Source organism: Halomonas sp. GT, from assembly GCF_002082565.1.
GTDB lineage: Bacteria > Pseudomonadota > Gammaproteobacteria > Pseudomonadales > Halomonadaceae > Vreelandella.
Genome location: NZ_CP020562.1, coordinates 3,611,458 through 3,628,700 on the forward strand (window position 1 = coordinate 3,611,458; position 17,243 = coordinate 3,628,700).

The following is a 17,243-nucleotide window of genomic DNA, read 5'->3' on the forward strand; positions in this document are numbered from 1 at the left end:
CATTAGCAAGCTTTCACCGACTATTAAACCTTTAGTGAAGCGTCTGCACGTTAGTTGAGAACGGTGGTTGAGAGTGATGGTTGTGAGCGAGGGGGAAGTCTGCTAAATTAATGCTAATAGTTATCATTACCACAGGACATAACCTCTCATGCAGCCTAGGAAAAAAGATGTTTCGCCAGAAGGCTCACCTAGCGCATCTCGCGAGGTGACAAGTCAGGCGCTGCTTGATCAAGACGGTCAGTTGGTTATTCACCATGAACAGCGACGCTATGTGCTGCGCCGCACGAAAAGCGGCAAGCTGATCCTAACAGCATAAACCTTTTAAAAATAACCACTTACCCACTACCACCCCTTTTAGCCAGCCAGGTAGCCCATCGCACCCAGCCAGCAACATTATCCATCACTTTCTGTTGGAACTGTCTGGCCCATGAAACCAACTCACACGTTAGGCTTTTGCCTTACCTTACTCCCTCTTCTACCTGCCCACGCCAATGAGTCGGACTTAGACCCCGTCACGGTCACAGGTACCCGAGCACCGACGGACCTGTCCCGCGCACCACTCATTATCGACATCATCGACCGCCAAGATGCAACGCTTGCCACCGCAAGCCGCGTTGAAGACGTGCTGAGTCGCCAGCCTGGCCTCCATGTGGCTGGCCAAGGACGCCGTAACGGCCAAACGCTGAGTATGCGTGGCTTCGGGAGAAATGGTGTACTGGTGCGTCTGGATGGCGTTCGCCAAGATATTTCTACCGGCCATGTGGGCAACTTTTTTCTAGACCCAGCGCTGATTCAAGAAGTGCAGATTGCCCGTGGCTCGCTTTCCAGTCTGTACGGTAGCAACGCCATGGGCGGCGTTGTTAGTTTTACCAGTGTAGAGGCCAGCGACTTATTAGCCCCAGGTGAAGATAGCGGTGCACGTCTTTCCCTAGGTGGGGCGACGGCTAACAACGAGCTACGCGGCAGCCTGACCGCGTTTGGCCGCCGCGACACAACTAATGGGCAAGTGGATGGGCTATTTTCTGTGGGCCGTAGCGAGTCAGGCGATATTCGTCGCGCGGGCGGTGATGAAGCAGTAGAAGATGCCAGCCTCAATAGCCTGCTTTTGAAAGGCGGCTGGAAACCAAGCGACGACCAACGGGTGTTTATTAGCTGGCAGCACTATGATGAGCGCGCCACCCAACCCGCTAATCCGCAGCAGCTATCAACCAGCGCTAGCAACCCATTACGCGACCGTGATGTTGAGAGCAATAACGTACAACTTGGCCACCGCTGGCAACCGAGTGGTGCCACTGAAATCACCTCGAAGCTTACCTTTAGCCAACAGGATATCGACGAGCCACAGGCTAGCCGTACCCTTGAGCGGATCGGCCTGCAGAGCGATGGCTATCACAGCATCGACCATGGCTGGCTTTCACAAACGCTAGTGTTTGGTGCAGAGCTGGAGCAGGCTCGCCAACGGCCTGACGGTGAAGCGAATGGTTTCCCTAAGGCTGATATCGATACCCAGTCGGCCTATCTTGATACCACGCTTACTGCGGGCCGCTATTTAGCAGAGGGCGGCGCGGGGCAGTTTGACGTCGGCATTGGCGCTCGCTATGACCGCTATGACGCCAGCGGTCAAAACGATGCCGACAGCGTGCACGACCAAGTGTCGCCGCGCTTCCGCCTTGCCTGGCGACCCGACGGCTCCTTGATGCTTTTCTCAGGCTACGCCGAAGCCTTCCGCGCGCCCAGCCTTTCCGAGCTTTACGCTAACGAGCGCCACTTTGCGGGGTTCTGTGCAGGACCGTTTTTCTGTACGCCCGACAACTACTGGATTCCCAACCCTAGCCTTTCCCCCGAAACCAGCCGCACATGGGAAAGCGGTGTGGTGTGGCATCAAGGCGACTGGCAGGCGCGCGCCAGCTACTTCGACACCCGTGCAGACGACTTCATCGACACTCAGGTCGATATCATGGCGGGCACAACTCAAGCCGTAAACGTGCAGCGTGCTCAGCTATGGGGTTATGACGCCCGACTTACTTGGCAACCTAACGCATTCCCTCTGTTGACAAGCTTTGTAGGTCTTTCAGAGGTATCTGGCAAGGATCGCGACAGCGGTGAGGCTCTGGGTAGCCAAACGCCCCTGGAAATGACACTGGGCAGTGACGTCGCGCTTTATAACAGCGCTGTACGGGTCGGCTGGCAAGGCCGTTTTGCTCAGGCGTTCGACAAACAGGGCGACGATGAACGCCTGCCAGGCTATGGGCTGCACGATATACACCTTGCCTGGCAAATCACCCCCGCTATTGATACCGCGCTGCGCCTCGCCAACCTCGGCGACAAAGTGTGGTATCGGCCTGATGGCAGCCTGGGCGACGGGCGCAGCCTGTTCGCCACCCTCAACTGGCAGTGGTAACCCGCTGCAATGTTAAGTCTAGAGGTGACGTATGATTGAGTCCCAGCAGATCGCAATTCTTGAAGCCTTTGACGCAGCACGAGCAGCACAGCCTCGCCTGCCAGCGATTGATATTGCCGAGCGCTTATCCATCAGTGAAGGCGAACTTCAGGCCGCGCGCTTAGGCCGCGACGTATGGACGCTGCCCCTAGCGCCGAAAGACCTTGCGGCTCGCCTCCCCCTGTTAGGCCGAGTCAAAGCACTCACTCGTTCTCTTTTAGCCGTGCTTGAGCAAACTGGCGATTACCCTGACCTCGATGGCGGGCCGCAAACCGGCTTGCTGCTTGACCCAGGTGGCTTAGATTTACGGCTGCTGTATTCCCATTGGCATTGGGCTTGCCTAATCCGCGACCCTATTCATGCTCCTATCCATGGCTCTAACCGCGCCCCCCTGCCAACGGAGAATGAACAAGGCCAGTGGCGCTGGAGCCTGCAAATTTTCAATCAGCATGGCTGTGCCATTCACAAAAGCTTTGCGCTGGAAAATCCGCTGCCCCGATCATGGGGCGCATTAGCCGCTCTAGGCACCCTAGATACCCCCGCGTTTACCCAAAGCGTGCCTCGCTTAAAGCGTGCGCTTCCTGAAGCGCCGACACTCGCCAGCGAGTGGGCGGCGATGCGTGATGTGCACCAATTCTTCGCCCTGCTTCAGCGCCACCATCTAGAACGCTTTGAAGCAAACCAGCTAATGGAAGGCCGATATACTCGCGTGTTGCCCGTCGATGCCCTAGAAAATCTGTTAACCAAAGCAAGTCAGCGCGCACTGCCTCTGATGCTGTTCGTGGCCAGTCCTGGCTGCGTGCAAATTCGCACTGGCACGCTACCTGAACCTCAGCGCGCCCGCGGCTGGCTGAACCTGTTTGGCGAGCAGTTCACGCTGCACCTTAATGACACCGCCATTGAGCAAGTGTGGCAGGTCAGCAAGCCTAACCGTGACGGTGGCGTCACCAGCGTAGAAGCCTTTGATGCAGAGGGTTCTTTGGTGCTGCAAATTTACGCTGAGCGCCAGGAAGGCCGCGTGGAGCGCCCAGAATGGCGACAGTTGCTAAATGAACTCGGCAGCCAAGAGGCCGTGGCATGAGCGCCACACGCTTCGCACGCCAGTCGCTTGCCGCGCTACTGATTGGCTGGTTAACCACTGGCGGGGCGCTAGCCAATGAACGCTGGGTCATTCTGGGCGGCGATATAGCTGAAACTATCGCCGCGCTTGGCGCGGATATCGAGGTCGTTGCCCGCGACGATACGGTGCTCCACCCGCTCGAAATGGCCGCACTGCCCTCGGTAGGCTACCTGCGCCAGCTGTCGGCAGAAAGCGTGCTCTCAGTGGCACCGGACCGTGTGCTGGCAGCAGGACACTCCGGCCCTAAAGAAGTGTTGGAACAGTTAGAGGCCGTGGGTGTAACGGTTGATGTGATTGATGCCCCTGCTGATCTTTCCTCGATTGCCGAAAAAGTCCGCACAGTGGCTCAGCACACGCAACGCCAACAAAGGGGTGACGAGTTGGCAACCTCACTCACCGCCACCCTTGAGCGCTTGGCAGCCCTGCCCCCGCTGCCTGATACGCGAGCGATGTTTATTCTTCACCACAGTGGGCTAACACCGCGAGTTGCCGGCAGCGACACCGCCGCTCATATAGCCTTGGATGCCGTTGGCCTCGACAATGCCTTTGGCGATATGGCGGGCTATCAAAGCGTTGCGGCAGAAGCACTGGCAAAAGAAGCACCCGCACTGGTGATTATGTCCCAACGGGGGTTAGACGCGTTGGGCGGTGAAAACGCGCTATGGCAGTTACCGGGGATGCGCTTAACGCCCGCAGGACGCGAACAGCGGCTTATTGTGATTGATGATCAGGCACTGCTCGGTTTTGGCCCCCGCACGCCTGACCAGCTATTTACCTTGCGTCAGGACATTGAAGCGCTGCTTGGCACAGAGCAGGTCAGCCGATGATCACCAGCGCTTCCCATGATCGTTATCGCCCCTTGTTACCGCTTAGTCGAACAGCACGAGTGTTAAGTGGTTTTACCCTGGCGTTATTGATCGCCCTTGGCTGGGGTGCTGCTTCAGGCGCGTTAGGTGTGTCGCCCTGGGCACTCATTAATGGCAGCGCAGATGAGCTCAGTGTCCAAGTGTGGTGGCAGCTACGCCTACCGCGCCTACTTCTGGGGGTTGCCGTGGGGGCGATGCTGGCGGGCAGTGGTGCCGCCATGCAGGGGCTATTTAGAAACCCATTGGCCGACCCAACGCTATTAGGCCTTGCCAGTGGTGCAGGGCTATTTGTAGCACTTTGGATTGTGCTATTTCAGGGCAGCGCTGCCGGTAGCCTCTATGGCCAGTTTGCGGCTGGGTTCCTAGGGGCACTTAGCGTTTGCTTAGTGGTATTTGGCATTGCCAAGCGCCAAGGGGGTGGCAGTGCCGCCGTCATGTCACTGCTACTAGCAGGCTTAGCAATCAACACGTTAGCAGGCGCTGGTGGCGGCGTACTGGCGTTTATTGCCAGCGACGATCAACTTCGTCAGCTCAGCTTATGGGGAATGGGCACGCTTACCAACGCTCTGTGGCGTACCACCGCCGTAGCCCTTGCCCTGATTGCTGTTGCCCTATGGCTGTTAATACGCAGCGCTCGTGAGCTTGACCTACTTCAGCTAGGCGAATCTACCGCCCATGCGGCAGGCCTGGATGCAACGTGCTTAAAACGCCGCGTGGTCGTTGCTACCTCGCTGGGTGTAGGGCTGTGCGTCGCGCTGACCGGTGTGATTGGCTTTCTTGGTTTGCTCGTACCCCACTGCCTACGACTTTGGCTCGGGCCTGGCCATCGCCTGCTGCTACCCGCTTCTATGCTAGGCGGTGCACTACTGCTAGTGGTGGCCGATACCCTGGCGCGCACCCTCGGCGCGCCCGCCGAAATCCCCGTCGGGCTGTTAACCAGCCTACTGGGTGGCCCCTATTTTCTTTACCTGCTAATGCGTCGGAACCGGGCATGCTAACCCTACATCAGGCGGGTTTGACCACCACGCCCTCAATTGCGCCTCTGGACGGCACCCTTCGCCCTGGTGAGCTACTCGCCATTGTTGGCCCCAACGGCGCGGGCAAAAGCACACTACTCAGCATGCTGTCAGGGTTTCGCCCCTGTGAACAGGGCGAGCTACATCTGGATGGCAAACGTCTAAGTGAGTGGCCAATCAGCGAACTTGCCAATCGCCGGGCGCTGGTCGCCCAGCAAGAATTGCCCGGCTTTGATTGGCAAACCTTTGAGCTGGTGAGCTTAGGCAGCAACCCCAGCAATGCACTGATTGCGGAACTGCTGCATGACCTAGACCTGATACATTTAGCCAAACGCAGCGTACTTTCACTCTCTGGCGGCGAACGCCAACGGGTAATGATTGCACGAGGTGCCTGCCAGCTACTCTCACGGCGCTCACCTACCGCCAAAGATGGCGGCCTTTTACTGCTGGATGAACCCACTAGCGCACTCGATATCGGTCAGCAGCAGCGCTTAATGCGTCAACTGCGCACCTGGGCAGAACGACATCATATGGCGATTGTCTGCGTGCTTCACGACCTCAACTTAGCTGGCACCTACGCCGACCGAGTGTGGCTGTTGCATCAAGGTCAGCGTATTGCTCACGGCTCGCCCGCTGAGGTACTTGATCCGCAACGCATAGCGGCTATCTATCATGCCGATATTACTGCACTGAGCCACCCCACATCACACCGTACGAACGGTACCCCCTGGCTAGCGCTAGAGCATTGATCAACAGGGCATCACAGCAGGCTAGCCTCATAGAGAGGCATACGAAGCAGTATAAAACAGCTGTACAAAAGCATCACAAACCTTAGACTTAAACGTATATAAGTTTATCGTCTAGTGAGGTGATGCCATGTCCTCAACGCTCCCTGCGCGTCTTACCCTTGAAGAACTCTCACAACGCACACACACCTCCTCGCCACTTCCAGAGGTAGAGCTGCTTGGGCTCGATATGGGCTGGTATATCGTGCGGTTGCATCACAATGATTCGGTTAGCCTACTGGTCGACACCCAGGGTGAAACCAAGCGCTTTAGCGGTACCCAATGGGTCAGCCGCGCACTGGCGCCACTTGGCTTTACCCACGGCGTTCTCACTTGGGCAGATGCCGTCGACGAAATGATCGGCAACGACACCCCGCCAGTTTCGGCTCAACAACGCATGGCTTACGGCGTTCGCGTTGCGTTTGAGACACGGCACTGATTGCTAACCCAACCACCGTTTCAGTGAAGCCAAAAGCCATGCTGGCATTAAATACCGACATGGCTTTCAACCCAGCCTATCGATAAGATTCATCATGAGCCATCAAGTGCTTTCTAGTAGTTGTGTTAAAAACTAATTTTCCAAAGGATGGACTCTATGCGCGATGAGGAAAAATACACCCATTCAGAGGAGCAACTGCTCTATCTTCAAAAACGGTTAGATGAGGAAGATACCGCCGCCCTGAGCGAGCTGTTTACTGAACTCGATATTTTATCGATTGCGCGCACGCTGGAGTCTTTCCCAACCAAAACTCGCGACCGATTGTGGGAGTACATTCCTGAAGCACTGCTCGGTGAAGTGCTTGCCGAAGTCGATGAAGATATTCGTGCCGACTATATTGAAGATCTTTCAGCCAGCGATGTAGAACAAATCGTTAAAGGCCTGGATGCCCAGGAAGTAGCTGAAGTTCTCGACGTCGCCGACGAAGAGATCAAAACAACCGTCTATGCCAGCTTGGATCAGGAGATCCGCGCCCAGGTTGAGAACCTGCACTCTTATGAAGATGACGTGGTCGGTCGTTACATGGACCCAGAGACGGTCAATGTAAAACAGGGGGTATCACTGGAGGCTGTACAGCGCTATATCCGCATTCATCACCTGCTAGATGATGAGTCACAGCAGATCATGATTACCGATAAGGATAAGCGACTGCTGGGCACGCTGACGCTCATTGATCTAATCAAACAGCCTCAGGAGAGCATCGTTGATGAGTATATGGATGACCCCTTCACGCTAAATGACCAGATGAAGGTAAGCGAGGCTGCCGCACTACTCCGCTCTAAAGAGCTGCCTTTTGTTCCCGTTTGCGATAGCGACGGTTTGTTAGTGGGCCAGTTGAACGCCGCTGATGTATTAGAAATCACCCAAGATGATGCTGATATGACGTTAAAACACATGTCAGGCGTCAGCGATGAGGAAGAAGTCTTCACTCCGATACTCCGCAGCGCAAAGAGCCGCGGCATTTGGCTGGGCATTAACCTGCTCACCGCTTTTTTAGCAGCCTTCGTGATTGGGCAGTTTGAGGAGGTACTGGATCAAATTGTAGCGCTGGCCATCCTGATGCCGGTAGTCGCGAGTATGGGCGGGATTGCGGGCAGCCAAACCCTCACCGTCGTCATACGTGGTTTAGCGCTCGGCCAACTGGCCGGTAATAACAAACAGTGGCTCTATAACAAAGAGCTGTGGGTAGGAATGAGTAACGGCTTGGTGTGGGCACTGGTCGTTGGCGGTATTTCTTATCTGTGGTTCAGCGACCCGCTGATTACGCTGGTAATTACGTTGGCCATCTTTGTGAATATGAGCCTAGCTAACTTATCGGGCGTGCTGATCCCCTTAGTGTTGAAAAGATTGCAAATAGATCCCGCATTATCAGGCGCCGTCATTTTAACCACCGTCACTGATGTGGTCGGCTTCCTGTCGTTCTTGGGACTCGCGACAGTGATTATTTTGTGATCTTGTATCGGGACTGATGTAGAGCGCCACATAACGCGGCGCTCTACCTATCCCCCTAGGGCGTCGTATCACTTCGTCCCTCTATCGAGTCCGAGGCGCTCGCCTTTTTTTCATCCACAGGGTCGCAGCAATAAAGTAGAGTACGGTTGGTACCACAATGAGTACTTGGAAAGTGTCTAAGTGCGCCGTGGCATCCACACCCTGGAACCAAGACCAGCCCGCTATTCCCAAAATAGCCACTAAACACGCCACCGCTATAAGGTACCAAGAATTGCGCCTCTGCACTGGAAAGCGTTCCGGCGTATCTGCACCCGGTTGCTCAGGTGGATTACGTGGCCCATATGCCGCCTGATAGAAATCGATCTCCTCTTTTACAATATCTCCCTGAAAACGGCACAGCAATGGATAGGCAATAAAGCTTGTCAGCCATACGGGGATAAAGAGCGTAAAAAGGTGTAGCGAGCCTTCAAACAAAAGTGCCACCCCAACCAGAATACCCATGCCCCAGGCCATAAACGCTGGCCGATTGTTGGCAAACCCCAGATGTTCACGCCAGAATGGGCGGATCTTCATTCGGGGCAGTAAAAAGTGCTCCGCCGCAATGATGGCACCCACCGGGGCAATCAGCATGATGAAGTAAGAGAGCACATTGAGCCACTGAGTAAACACAAAGGGGAAGCAGGCAATTAGTGTGGTTGCAACACCTGTAATAGCGGTAACCCGTACGCGTGAATGCTGAGTAAAAACCGCCTGAAAAGCGAGCCCCGCACGGTAGAGACTTGGGATCGACGTGGTCCAACCTGCGATCACTACCGCAATTAACCCCATGGCACCAAGAATTCTAAAAGAGACACCACCTGGATCCATTTGGGTAAGCTGAGAGCCTGCCAGAAGCGCCGCTGTTGCCCCCATTAAACCTGCGCATACCCACGCCATATAGTGACCAATATACATACCGGCGGCAGAGAAGTAGCCATACGAGGATTTGCGGGCAAAACGCAGGATAGACATATCACTCATCCCCAAGTGCATCGGCAGGTTAGCGCCCCAGGCCCAGGCCGCAATCACCCACACCGATATACCAGGGGCTCCCTCTGGCGTCTCTCCCGTCCAAACAAAAGTATCAACAACACCTGCCAGAGTGGTCAAACCGTCTAGCTCTCCCATGTGTAGCAGAACGGGAATCGTCACCACCCCACTGGCTAAAAACATGGTTGCCATCCAGGGAGAGCAGACGGTTGAAAAATTAGCTATTAGCTTGAACCCCTTAAGGGTCATCCACACGGTAATAGCGCCCACAAACAGCACCAGCGCTACGAAGCTAATGCTCTGGGGATACCAGGCGGTTTGTGGCGGTATCGTCGTTACCACTCGGAAAGCGGAGGCTGATACGGTAATCATCGCCCCCGAGACCACGGCAAAAATCAAACCATTCAGAAGGTTATAAATGAGAGAGAAGCGCTTGCCAGCCAACCGCTCAAGATACCAGTAGATGGTCATTCGTGAACGTACGGCTACCGGGCTACACACCCAAGCCCATGAGAGCACAGCCAAAAGATTACCAATTAGCAGCCCCCACAATAGATCACTGGTGCTAACACCCAGCGCAACTAAAGAAGCACCGATCACAAACTCAGTTCCCGCCACGTGCTCCCCTGCATAAGCGCCAAGAAAGTATTTACCACTCAGTTGGTGGCTAGCGGGAATTCGCTGATGTTCAAATTCGCCTGTTTGGCGTGATGTTGCCGGTGGGGCGCTGCCACTTTCTGCCGCCGACATTGCTGGCGTGTGGGTGCTCATGCGCATCTCCTCTTGTTGTTGGGGGCTATAAGCACTGAGAGTTTTGCAAAACGTAAACAATCAGATTTAATGGAATGTATATTCTATAATATTTAATATCAAATATTTAATTCCATACTTTGGTCGACCTCTAATCGTTAAACCCACCTCAGTGCGACTGGCATACAGGCCTGAAGCGATTCGGTGGCAGCATCAGCAATACGTTGGGCACGTAGTGCTGCATCGGCATTTGGGAAATCAACCAGTTCGCCATTAAGCCTTCGTAAAAAGGTGTCTAGCGCTTCGTAGAACGTAGATTCAATGCGCTTGAGCCAGTCAGCATGCAGACCATCATTGGTCTGCTTATCCCCTTTGTAGATTGAAAGATGGCGATGGGGCTGACGCCGCGATTCTGCCATTCCCTCAGCCCCAAACAGCTCTACGCGCTCGTCATAGCCGTAGCCAGTGCGCCGCGTGCAATCGATCTGTACCAGAGCACCGGAGGCCATGCGCAGTGTGGCAATGGAGGTGTCCACATCACCGGCTTCCCCTATGCGCGGGTCAGAAAGTGCCTCTCCCATAACATGCACCTCTACCGGCAAATCCTCGGTGAGCCAGCAGAGCAAGTCGAAAAAGTGAATGGCCTGATCACGCATCTGTCCGCCAGACGCTCCAATATAGGCCATCAGCGGGGTTTCCTGGGAGCGACAGGTCATCTGCACCAGCTCGATTTTGCCCAGCTCGCCTCTGGCCACCACTTCTTTTAGGGCTGCATGGCTGGGGTCAAAGCGACGGTTAAAGCCAATCATCAATAGTACGCCTGCCTCGCGAACGGCAGTAACCGCCTGCTCGGCCCTGCGAGTATCCAGGTCGATAGGCTTTTCACAATAGATTGCTTTGCCAGCCCGGGCTCCCTGCTCGACGAAGTCGGCATGAGTTGGGGTCGATGAGGCGATCAGCACGGCATCAATATCGGCGGTGAACACGTCTTCGATAGCGAAAGCCTGAGCGCCATACTCAGCCGCCAGTACCTGGGCTTTAGCTAAATCGATATCTGCCACAACATCGAGCGACACCTTAGGGTGACGAAACAGGTTGCGAGCATGCAGCGAGCCGATGAGCCCAGCACCAATAAGAGCAAAGCGTTGCATAAGTGTACCTCTTGTTTTTCAAGTTCAGGGATTTCAAGGCCAAGCTTTCCAAGGCTAGGGTCTTTTAGAATCTAAGCTTCCAAGTCTCTGTTTATACAAGGCTAGAACGCGATGGTGACCCACTGGCCTTGTATGTTGTGAGAGGTGTAAACGGCCTTAACAAAGCGTACGCCCAAGAGTCCATCACGGCTGTTTGGCAGCGGTCGATGTTGGCAGGCGGCCTGGCCGGTATCGCGATAGCGCTCGATAACATCGGCAATATCGCTATAAAGATTGACAAAGGACTCGATAAACCCTTCAGGGTGGCCCAGCCCTATCCGCGTCAACCGGGCTTGGTCATCGCTTTGGCTATCATGCCCCTGCACGCGGGTTTCACGCCGGCCATCGGGGTATTTCAAGATGAGGTAATGCGGATCCATCTGGCACCACTCCAGAGACGCTTTTTCACCGAACAGGCGGAAACGTAAACCGTGCTCGTGCCCCGTGGCGGCCATGCTGACCCACAGTGACCCACGTGCGCCATTGGCCAGACGTACCTGGATCTGCGCATCGTCGAAGACCCGCCGCCCCGGCACGCAGGTGCTAAGTTCTGCGGCCACCTCGGTGACTTCCTGACCGCTGACAAACCGTAGCAGTTGGTGGGCATGGGTACCCAGATCAGAAATCAGGCTGGTAGTGCCGGCCTGAGCCGGGTCGAGACGCCACGCTGCCTGCTTGTTACTTGCATCGTCCTCTACTTTTACCCATGCCCAGCCGGAGGCGTGCTCCACCATGGCGATACGCAACTCGCCAAGCACCCCTTCGCGTACCAAGTGTGCCGCTTCGCGCACCATGGCGTAGGCACTGTAGTTATGGGTTAAGGCGAAAACCAACCCGCTTGCTTCGGCCAGAGCGTGCAGGCGTTCCGCCTCACCCAGATCACCCGTCATGGGTTTATCGCAAATCACGTGAATGCCTGCTTCCAGAAAGGCGCGCGCCACCGGGTAGTGACTGTCGTTGGGCGTGACGATCACCACCGCCACGATGCCTTCTGCCCGAGCACTCTCTTTCTCCGCCATCTGCGCATAATCTTTATAGACACGATCAGGGTCGATCCCCAGCGTTGTCGCGGTCTGGTGAGACTTCTCCAGTGAACGTGAGAAAGCGCCGGCCACCAAGTCATAACGGTCGTCCATCCGCATGCCCATTCGGTGCGCTTTGGCAATACCCGCGCCAGGGCCACCGCCGATCATACCAACGCGTATTTTTGTTGATGCCATGTTGCTCTCCTTATCGCCAGGGCGTCTTTAGGGTTTAGATGCGTACCCACTGACGGCTATGGGCGGACTCATCCATGGCGGTGATGATGCGCTGATTGGCGCGGCCAAAGGCAAAGTTGGGAAAGCAGTCGTCGTGGTTCGCGATACCCTGGATCAAGTCGTGCACCTCGATCACTTTGGCGTCGAAAAAGCCGAGCCCTCCACCGGCGAAGTCAAAGCCAAAGAAGGCGCGGTACTGCGGCACCTGGGAACCGGCCAGCAGGGTTTTGAAACCGCGGTCATGCTTATCGTCATTAAAGCGGTATACCTGCAGCTCGTTAAACCGCTCACCATCCATATATAGCGTGCCCTCTGTACCGGAAATCTCCCAATACACGCCAAACACTCGGCCAGCCGCGAGGCGTGAACTTTCAATCACCCCGGCCGCGCCTGAAGTAAACTTAACCAGCGCCTGGGTCTGATCATCGTTTTCCACTCGGCGCATTTCTGCGTTTTTATCGACCTTGCTGGCATAACCAGCATCGCTGGTCGGCACTGGGCGCTCGGTAATTTGCGTCTGCGCTTGGCAGTTAACCTCTTGCAGATCGTCCATTAAAAACTGTGCCACGCTAATAATATGTGCGCCTAGATCCCCTAGCGCGCCGGTTCCCGCGCCTTCACGAGAGCAGCGCCACGACCAGGGCAGACCCAAATCATTAAAGAAGCCCTGATCAAACGTCCCTCTGAACCGAATGGGGCGGCCAATTTCACCGGCATCAATCAACTGCTTGGCCAACAGCGCGGCCGGTGTTTTGATGTTGTTAAAGGCCACCATGGTTTTCACACCCGCCCGCTCGGCCGCCTCGTGCATTTCGCGAGCCTGGTCATCACTCATGGAGAGCGGTTTCTCACAGTAGACATGCTTGCCTGCAACGATAGCGGCCAGCGCCATTTCATGGTGCAACGCGTTGGGGGAGGTAATATCGACCACATCCACATGGGGGTCATCAATGAGCTGGCGCCAATCTCCGTAACCTTTCTCGAAACCGAGACGTTCCCGTGCGGCTTCAGCCACGTCTGCCCCTTTATCAGCAATCGCATATAGCCGTGGCGTTAATGGAAGGTCACGGTAGAGCATCCCCGCGCGGTGATAGGCGTCTGCATGCGCTTGGCCCATAAAACCGCTGCCGATCAAGCCAATATTGAGCGTCTTAGCCATGATAAAGTCTCCTGAAGGTAGTCGTGAGCGCCGCTTTTTGCACTCCGCTAAGAGGTGGTGATGCACTGAGTCAGCGGTTTTCAAACAGCTGTGCCATATGGCGATAAGCAATACCGGCCATCTCTTTTGGGGGTGCTTTACGCGGGTCTTGCTCTGCCTCCACGATCAGCCAGCCTTGATAATCAGTGTTGGTGGCAAACTCAATCAGGGGCGAAAAATCCAGGTAGCCATCACCCGGCACGGTGAACATGCCATCGCGCACGCCTTGGTTGAAGCTGATGTCCTCGCGGCGCACTCGGGCCATGACATCACCCCGGATGTCTTTACAGTGCAGATGATTGATACGCTTGCCATGGCGTGCCAGCAGACCTGCCATATCCCCCCCCGGCTACCACATGGCCTGCATCGAACAGCAGCCCCACTGCCTCGCCCGTATGAGCCATTAGCAAGTCAATCTCGGCTTCATTTTCCACCACCATCATCAGATGGGCGTGATAACTCAGCGCAATGCCATGGCGCACTTTAAGCGCCTCGGCAAAGCGCGTCAGACGCTCGCCATAGGCCGACCAATCGTCTTTTGCTACGCTCGGCGTTTTCGACAGCGGCGCGTCGAATGGCGTATCACCCGGCATCAGGCCACACTCGCCATACACCATCACCTGGGCACCGCAAGCAGCCAGCAGCTCTGCATGCTCGGCCACCACCGCCAGTTCTGACTCGACATCGCGTTCGGCTAAAAACCCGGAGTACCAACCGCTCGCCAGAGCCAAGTCGTGCTCCGCCAATAACGGTTTGAGCACTGATGGGGCGCGGGGGAACTTGCGGCCCATTTCGACCCCTTGGTAACCGCAGGCAGCGGCCTCGTGCAGGAATGTCTCGACAGGGGTATCGTCACCAAACTCGGTGATCACATCGTTTGTCCAACTTAGCGGATTAATGCCTAACCGCAGCTGATGGGGTGCCAGTAGGTTAGCTGTCGTATTGGCCATGTTGACCTCTTTTCGCTGTTGTTTGAGCGCTTTAATTATCGACGGCACGCTCGGTAGACGGCCCACCCTGTCCCGCTGGGAACGGATCGAGCAAACGAGTGCTGCCGAGGAGGGTTGGCTTATGAGGGGTGAGAGGACTCGGTTCATTTGCAGGCACCGGCGCCCTAGCCGCCGGTGCTGTCAGAATAACGTCAGGTGTTATTGACGCTTAAAGCGTAGGCATCGTGAAGTGGTTAGTCTCTTCGCGAATACCGCTGGGCCAGCGCTGGGTAATTGTCTTCATGCGTGTATAGAAGCGGACGCCATCGGGGCCATGCATATGTAGCGGGCCAAACAGTGAGCGCTTCCAGCCACCAAAGCTATGAAACGCCATAGGAACCGGAATAGGCACGTTGACGCCGACCATCCCGACCTGAATTTGCTCACAGTACTGGCGGGCTGCATCGCCGTCACGGGTAAAGATCGCCGTGCCGTTACCATACTCATGGGCATTGATCATGCTCACCGCTTCATCGAAGCTGGCCACGCGAGCAATCGCCAGCACCGGACCAAAGATCTCTTCAGAGTGAATTCGCATGCTCGGTTTAACGTGATCAAACAGCGTACCGCCAATAAAGAAGCCGTCGCCAGCGCCATCCACCGCCGTTTCGCGGCCATCTACCACCAACTCAGCCCCTTCATCTACGCCGGCTTGGATATAACCTTTTACTTTCTCCAGATGCTCCCGGGTCACCAACGGGCCCATATCATTATCGGGGCCATCGACTAAACCAGGGCCGACTCTTAGGTTAGCCAGCTCTGCCTCAAGCTTTTCACGCAGCCGATTGGCGGTCTCTTCGCCAACGGGCACGGCCACCGAAATCGCCATGCAGCGCTCGCCCGCTGAGCCATAAGCAGCGCCCATTAACGCGCTAACCGCTTGGTCGAGATCCGCGTCAGGCATGATGACCATATGGTTTTTGGCACCACCCAGTGCCTGAACGCGCTTACCATGGGCGGAGGCGGTGGCATAGATATACTCGGCAATGGGCGTGGAGCCCACAAAACTTACTGCCTGGACACGCTCATCGGTCAGCAATACATCTACCGATTCTTTATCACCGTTTATCACATTGAAGACGCCATCTGGCAGGCCCGCTTCTTTCAGCAGTTCGGCTAAGCGCATGGGCGTTGAGGGATCTTTCTCCGAGGGCTTCATGATAAAGGTGTTGCCACACGCCAACGCGATGGGGAACATCCACATAGGCACCATCGCCGGAAAGTTAAACGGCGAAATACCGGCACACACCCCCAGCGACTGCATCATAGAGTAGCTATCGACGCCTGTGCCCACGTTCATGGAGTGTTCGCCCTTTTGCAGGTGGGGAATGCCACAGGCAAACTCAACCACTTCTAGGCCACGGGTCACTTCGCCTTTGGCATCCGAAAACACTTTGCCATGTTCGCTTGAGATCAGACGAGCCAGTTCATCGGTATGCTCTTCTACCAGGGCCTTGAACTTGAAAAGAATACGGGAACGTTTCAGCGGCGATATTTTTGACCAGGTGGCAAAGGCTTCATCCGCAATGCGCACGGCTTCCCGAGTTTCATCAGCGGATGAAAGCGCCACTTGCTGGCTCTGCTCTCCGGTCGCGGGATTATAGACAGTCGCAGTGCGTCCGCTTTGGCTCGCAACGGCTTGGCCATTGATAAAATTACCTAAGATACTCATTGATGCCTTCCTTTTGGTATTCGGGTTACGCGTCCACAGTCAAACGGGCTTCCGCTAAGAAGCGGCGTAAATTGTCATGCCCTAAGCAGGCGTAGGTTAGTGGATGCGACACTGCAGGATCTTGCTCTGCTTCCACCACCACCCAGCCTGAATAGTCACTCTCTCGAAGCCCTTCAAATAAGGTGGTGTAGTCGATATAGCCATCCCCTGGCACAGTGAACATGCCGTTCAAAACGCCATCAAGAAAACTGAGATCCCGATTACGCACATCCGCCAGTACGTCTTTGCGGATATCTTTGCAGTGCACATGATTGATGCGATCCGAGTACTTCCTCTGCAATAAAACCGGATCGCCGCCCGCCGCCACTAGGTGTCCAGTATCCAGTAGCAGCCCAACCGAGGGAGAGGCTTCGGCCATCAGCCGATCAATCTCATCAGGCGTTTCAATCACTGTGCCCAAGTGGTAGTGGTAGGCGATTTGCACCCCCTGCTCCAGGCAGTAATCAGCTACCTGATTAAGTCGTGGTATAAATGTCTTCCACCCTTCCTCACTCATGCGCGGCGAGTGAGAAAGAGGCGTTTCACGCTCGCCGTGTACGCAGTGGGTCACTTCACAGAACACCATGACGTTGGCACCCAGCGATTTGAGCAGGTGCAGGTGCGGCTTGAGCGCTTCAATCTCGTCCTCGGCACTGCGGGTTAATAATTCGCTGCTGTACCAGCCTGAGACTAACGAGAGACCGTGCTTCTCAAGAATGGGCCCAAGTTTTTCAGGCACCCGGGGGAACTTATGGCCTAGCTCGAAGCCCGAAAAACCTGCCTGCTTACCTTCGGCAAGGCATGTATCCAACGGCGTATCACCGCCTAGCGCGGGCATATCATCGTTAGTCCAGGTCAGTGGGTTAATACCGAGTCTTACGCTCATGGCGGTCTCCGTTACTGTTGTTATTTAAAGTTCAAAATAAGTAGGTGCTAAAG

16 protein-coding genes are annotated in these 17,243 nt (G+C 55.5%); 8 read left to right on the forward strand and 8 right to left on the reverse strand.

Annotated features, from left to right (window positions below):
- The first annotated feature begins 148 nt into the window (after positions 1-148).
- The 8 genes from hemP to mgtE all read left to right on the forward strand — a co-directional run bounded on the left by hemP (position 149) and on the right by mgtE (position 8,178).
- A complete protein-coding gene (gene hemP / locus B6A39_RS16400; RefSeq protein WP_009722942.1) occupies positions 149-316 on the forward strand; it encodes a hemin uptake protein HemP in 168 nt (55 codons plus the stop codon).
- A 111-nt stretch (positions 317-427) separates the two neighbouring features.
- On the forward strand, positions 428-2,401 hold the full coding sequence (locus tag B6A39_RS16405) for a TonB-dependent receptor domain-containing protein (RefSeq protein WP_083007347.1): 1,974 nt from the start codon (positions 428-430) through the stop codon (positions 2,399-2,401).
- A gap of 31 nt (positions 2,402-2,432) precedes the next feature.
- Positions 2,433-3,521 (forward strand): ChuX/HutX family heme-like substrate-binding protein, encoded by a 1,089-nt coding sequence (locus tag B6A39_RS16410; RefSeq protein ID WP_083007348.1) that lies wholly within the window; start codon positions 2,433-2,435, stop codon positions 3,519-3,521.
- Entirely contained in the window at positions 3,518-4,387 is an 870-nt protein-coding gene (locus B6A39_RS16415) for a heme/hemin ABC transporter substrate-binding protein (protein ID WP_083007350.1), read from the forward strand. Before B6A39_RS16410 ends, B6A39_RS16415 begins: the two co-directional genes overlap by 4 nt.
- The gene (locus B6A39_RS16420; RefSeq protein WP_083007352.1) at positions 4,384-5,424 is read left to right on the forward strand and encodes a FecCD family ABC transporter permease; all 1,041 of its coding nucleotides are present in this window, start codon (positions 4,384-4,386) and stop codon (positions 5,422-5,424) included. The genes B6A39_RS16415 and B6A39_RS16420 overlap by 4 nt, the downstream gene beginning before the upstream one ends.
- Positions 5,418-6,191: an ATP-binding cassette domain-containing protein gene (locus tag B6A39_RS16425; RefSeq protein ID WP_083007353.1), complete on the forward strand. Its 774-nt coding sequence runs from the start codon at positions 5,418-5,420 to the stop codon at positions 6,189-6,191. Before B6A39_RS16420 ends, B6A39_RS16425 begins: the two co-directional genes overlap by 7 nt.
- Before the next feature lie 127 nt (positions 6,192-6,318).
- Positions 6,319-6,666 (forward strand): DUF6482 family protein, encoded by a 348-nt coding sequence (locus tag B6A39_RS16430; RefSeq protein WP_083007355.1) that lies wholly within the window; start codon positions 6,319-6,321, stop codon positions 6,664-6,666.
- Between the two features lie 156 nt (positions 6,667-6,822).
- Positions 6,823-8,178, forward strand: coding sequence for a magnesium transporter (gene mgtE, locus B6A39_RS16435; RefSeq protein ID WP_083007356.1), 1,356 nt, complete (start codon positions 6,823-6,825; stop codon positions 8,176-8,178).
- A gap of 81 nt (positions 8,179-8,259) precedes the next feature.
- On the opposite strand, the gene B6A39_RS16440 is transcribed toward mgtE, so the two are convergent.
- From B6A39_RS16440 to iolE, 8 genes are all read right to left on the reverse strand, one after another.
- Positions 8,260-9,978, reverse strand: a complete 1,719-nt coding sequence (locus tag B6A39_RS16440) for a purine-cytosine permease family protein (RefSeq protein ID WP_083007358.1) — start codon at positions 9,976-9,978, stop codon at positions 8,260-8,262.
- Between the two features lie 137 nt (positions 9,979-10,115).
- Complete coding sequence (locus tag B6A39_RS16445; protein WP_083007360.1) at positions 10,116-11,108, reverse strand: Gfo/Idh/MocA family protein; 993 nt, start codon at positions 11,106-11,108, stop codon at positions 10,116-10,118.
- Positions 11,109-11,209: 101 nt separating this feature from the next.
- The gene (locus B6A39_RS16450; RefSeq protein ID WP_083007361.1) at positions 11,210-12,367 is read right to left on the reverse strand and encodes a Gfo/Idh/MocA family protein; all 1,158 of its coding nucleotides are present in this window, start codon (positions 12,365-12,367) and stop codon (positions 11,210-11,212) included.
- A gap of 34 nt (positions 12,368-12,401) precedes the next feature.
- Positions 12,402-13,565 (reverse strand): Gfo/Idh/MocA family protein, encoded by a 1,164-nt coding sequence (locus B6A39_RS16455; protein ID WP_083007363.1) that lies wholly within the window; start codon positions 13,563-13,565, stop codon positions 12,402-12,404.
- Positions 13,566-13,635: 70 nt separating this feature from the next.
- Positions 13,636-13,941 carry a TIM barrel protein gene (locus B6A39_RS19000; protein ID WP_198036730.1) on the reverse strand — a complete coding sequence of 102 codons (306 nt, stop codon included), beginning with the start codon at positions 13,939-13,941 and terminating at the stop codon, positions 13,636-13,638.
- Positions 13,889-14,554 carry a TIM barrel protein gene (locus B6A39_RS16460; protein ID WP_198036731.1) on the reverse strand — a complete coding sequence of 222 codons (666 nt, stop codon included), beginning with the start codon at positions 14,552-14,554 and terminating at the stop codon, positions 13,889-13,891. Before B6A39_RS16460 ends, B6A39_RS19000 begins: the two co-directional genes overlap by 53 nt.
- A 208-nt stretch (positions 14,555-14,762) precedes the next feature.
- Positions 14,763-16,265, reverse strand: a complete 1,503-nt coding sequence (locus B6A39_RS16465) for a CoA-acylating methylmalonate-semialdehyde dehydrogenase (protein ID WP_083007365.1) — start codon at positions 16,263-16,265, stop codon at positions 14,763-14,765.
- Positions 16,266-16,290: 25 nt separating this feature from the next.
- On the reverse strand, positions 16,291-17,190 hold the full coding sequence (iolE, locus tag B6A39_RS16470) for a myo-inosose-2 dehydratase (protein ID WP_083007366.1): 900 nt from the start codon (positions 17,188-17,190) through the stop codon (positions 16,291-16,293).
- Positions 17,191-17,243: the final 53 nt, after the last annotated feature.

Coding starts and splice junctions, on each gene's coding strand:
- hemP (WP_009722942.1), top strand. CDS start 149: ATGCAGCCTAGGAAAAAAGATGTTTCGCCAGAAGGCTCACCTAGCGCA.
- B6A39_RS16420 (WP_083007352.1), top strand. CDS start 4,384: ATGATCACCAGCGCTTCCCATGATCGTTATCGCCCCTTGTTACCGCTT.
- B6A39_RS16405 (WP_083007347.1), top strand. CDS start 428: ATGAAACCAACTCACACGTTAGGCTTTTGCCTTACCTTACTCCCTCTT.
- B6A39_RS16425 (WP_083007353.1), top strand. CDS start 5,418: ATGCTAACCCTACATCAGGCGGGTTTGACCACCACGCCCTCAATTGCG.
- B6A39_RS16465 (WP_083007365.1), bottom strand. CDS start 16,265: ATGAGTATCTTAGGTAATTTTATCAATGGCCAAGCCGTTGCGAGCCAA.
- mgtE (WP_083007356.1), top strand. CDS start 6,823: ATGCGCGATGAGGAAAAATACACCCATTCAGAGGAGCAACTGCTCTAT.
- B6A39_RS19000 (WP_198036730.1), bottom strand. CDS start 13,941: ATGGCAGGTCTGCTGGCACGCCATGGCAAGCGTATCAATCATCTGCAC.
- B6A39_RS16430 (WP_083007355.1), top strand. CDS start 6,319: ATGTCCTCAACGCTCCCTGCGCGTCTTACCCTTGAAGAACTCTCACAA.
- B6A39_RS16410 (WP_083007348.1), top strand. CDS start 2,433: ATGATTGAGTCCCAGCAGATCGCAATTCTTGAAGCCTTTGACGCAGCA.
- iolE (WP_083007366.1), bottom strand. CDS start 17,190: ATGAGCGTAAGACTCGGTATTAACCCACTGACCTGGACTAACGATGAT.
- B6A39_RS16440 (WP_083007358.1), bottom strand. CDS start 9,978: ATGAGCACCCACACGCCAGCAATGTCGGCGGCAGAAAGTGGCAGCGCC.
- B6A39_RS16455 (WP_083007363.1), bottom strand. CDS start 13,565: ATGGCTAAGACGCTCAATATTGGCTTGATCGGCAGCGGTTTTATGGGC.
- B6A39_RS16460 (WP_198036731.1), bottom strand. CDS start 14,554: ATGGCCAATACGACAGCTAACCTACTGGCACCCCATCAGCTGCGGTTA.
- B6A39_RS16415 (WP_083007350.1), top strand. CDS start 3,518: ATGAGCGCCACACGCTTCGCACGCCAGTCGCTTGCCGCGCTACTGATT.
- B6A39_RS16445 (WP_083007360.1), bottom strand. CDS start 11,108: ATGCAACGCTTTGCTCTTATTGGTGCTGGGCTCATCGGCTCGCTGCAT.
- B6A39_RS16450 (WP_083007361.1), bottom strand. CDS start 12,367: ATGGCATCAACAAAAATACGCGTTGGTATGATCGGCGGTGGCCCTGGC.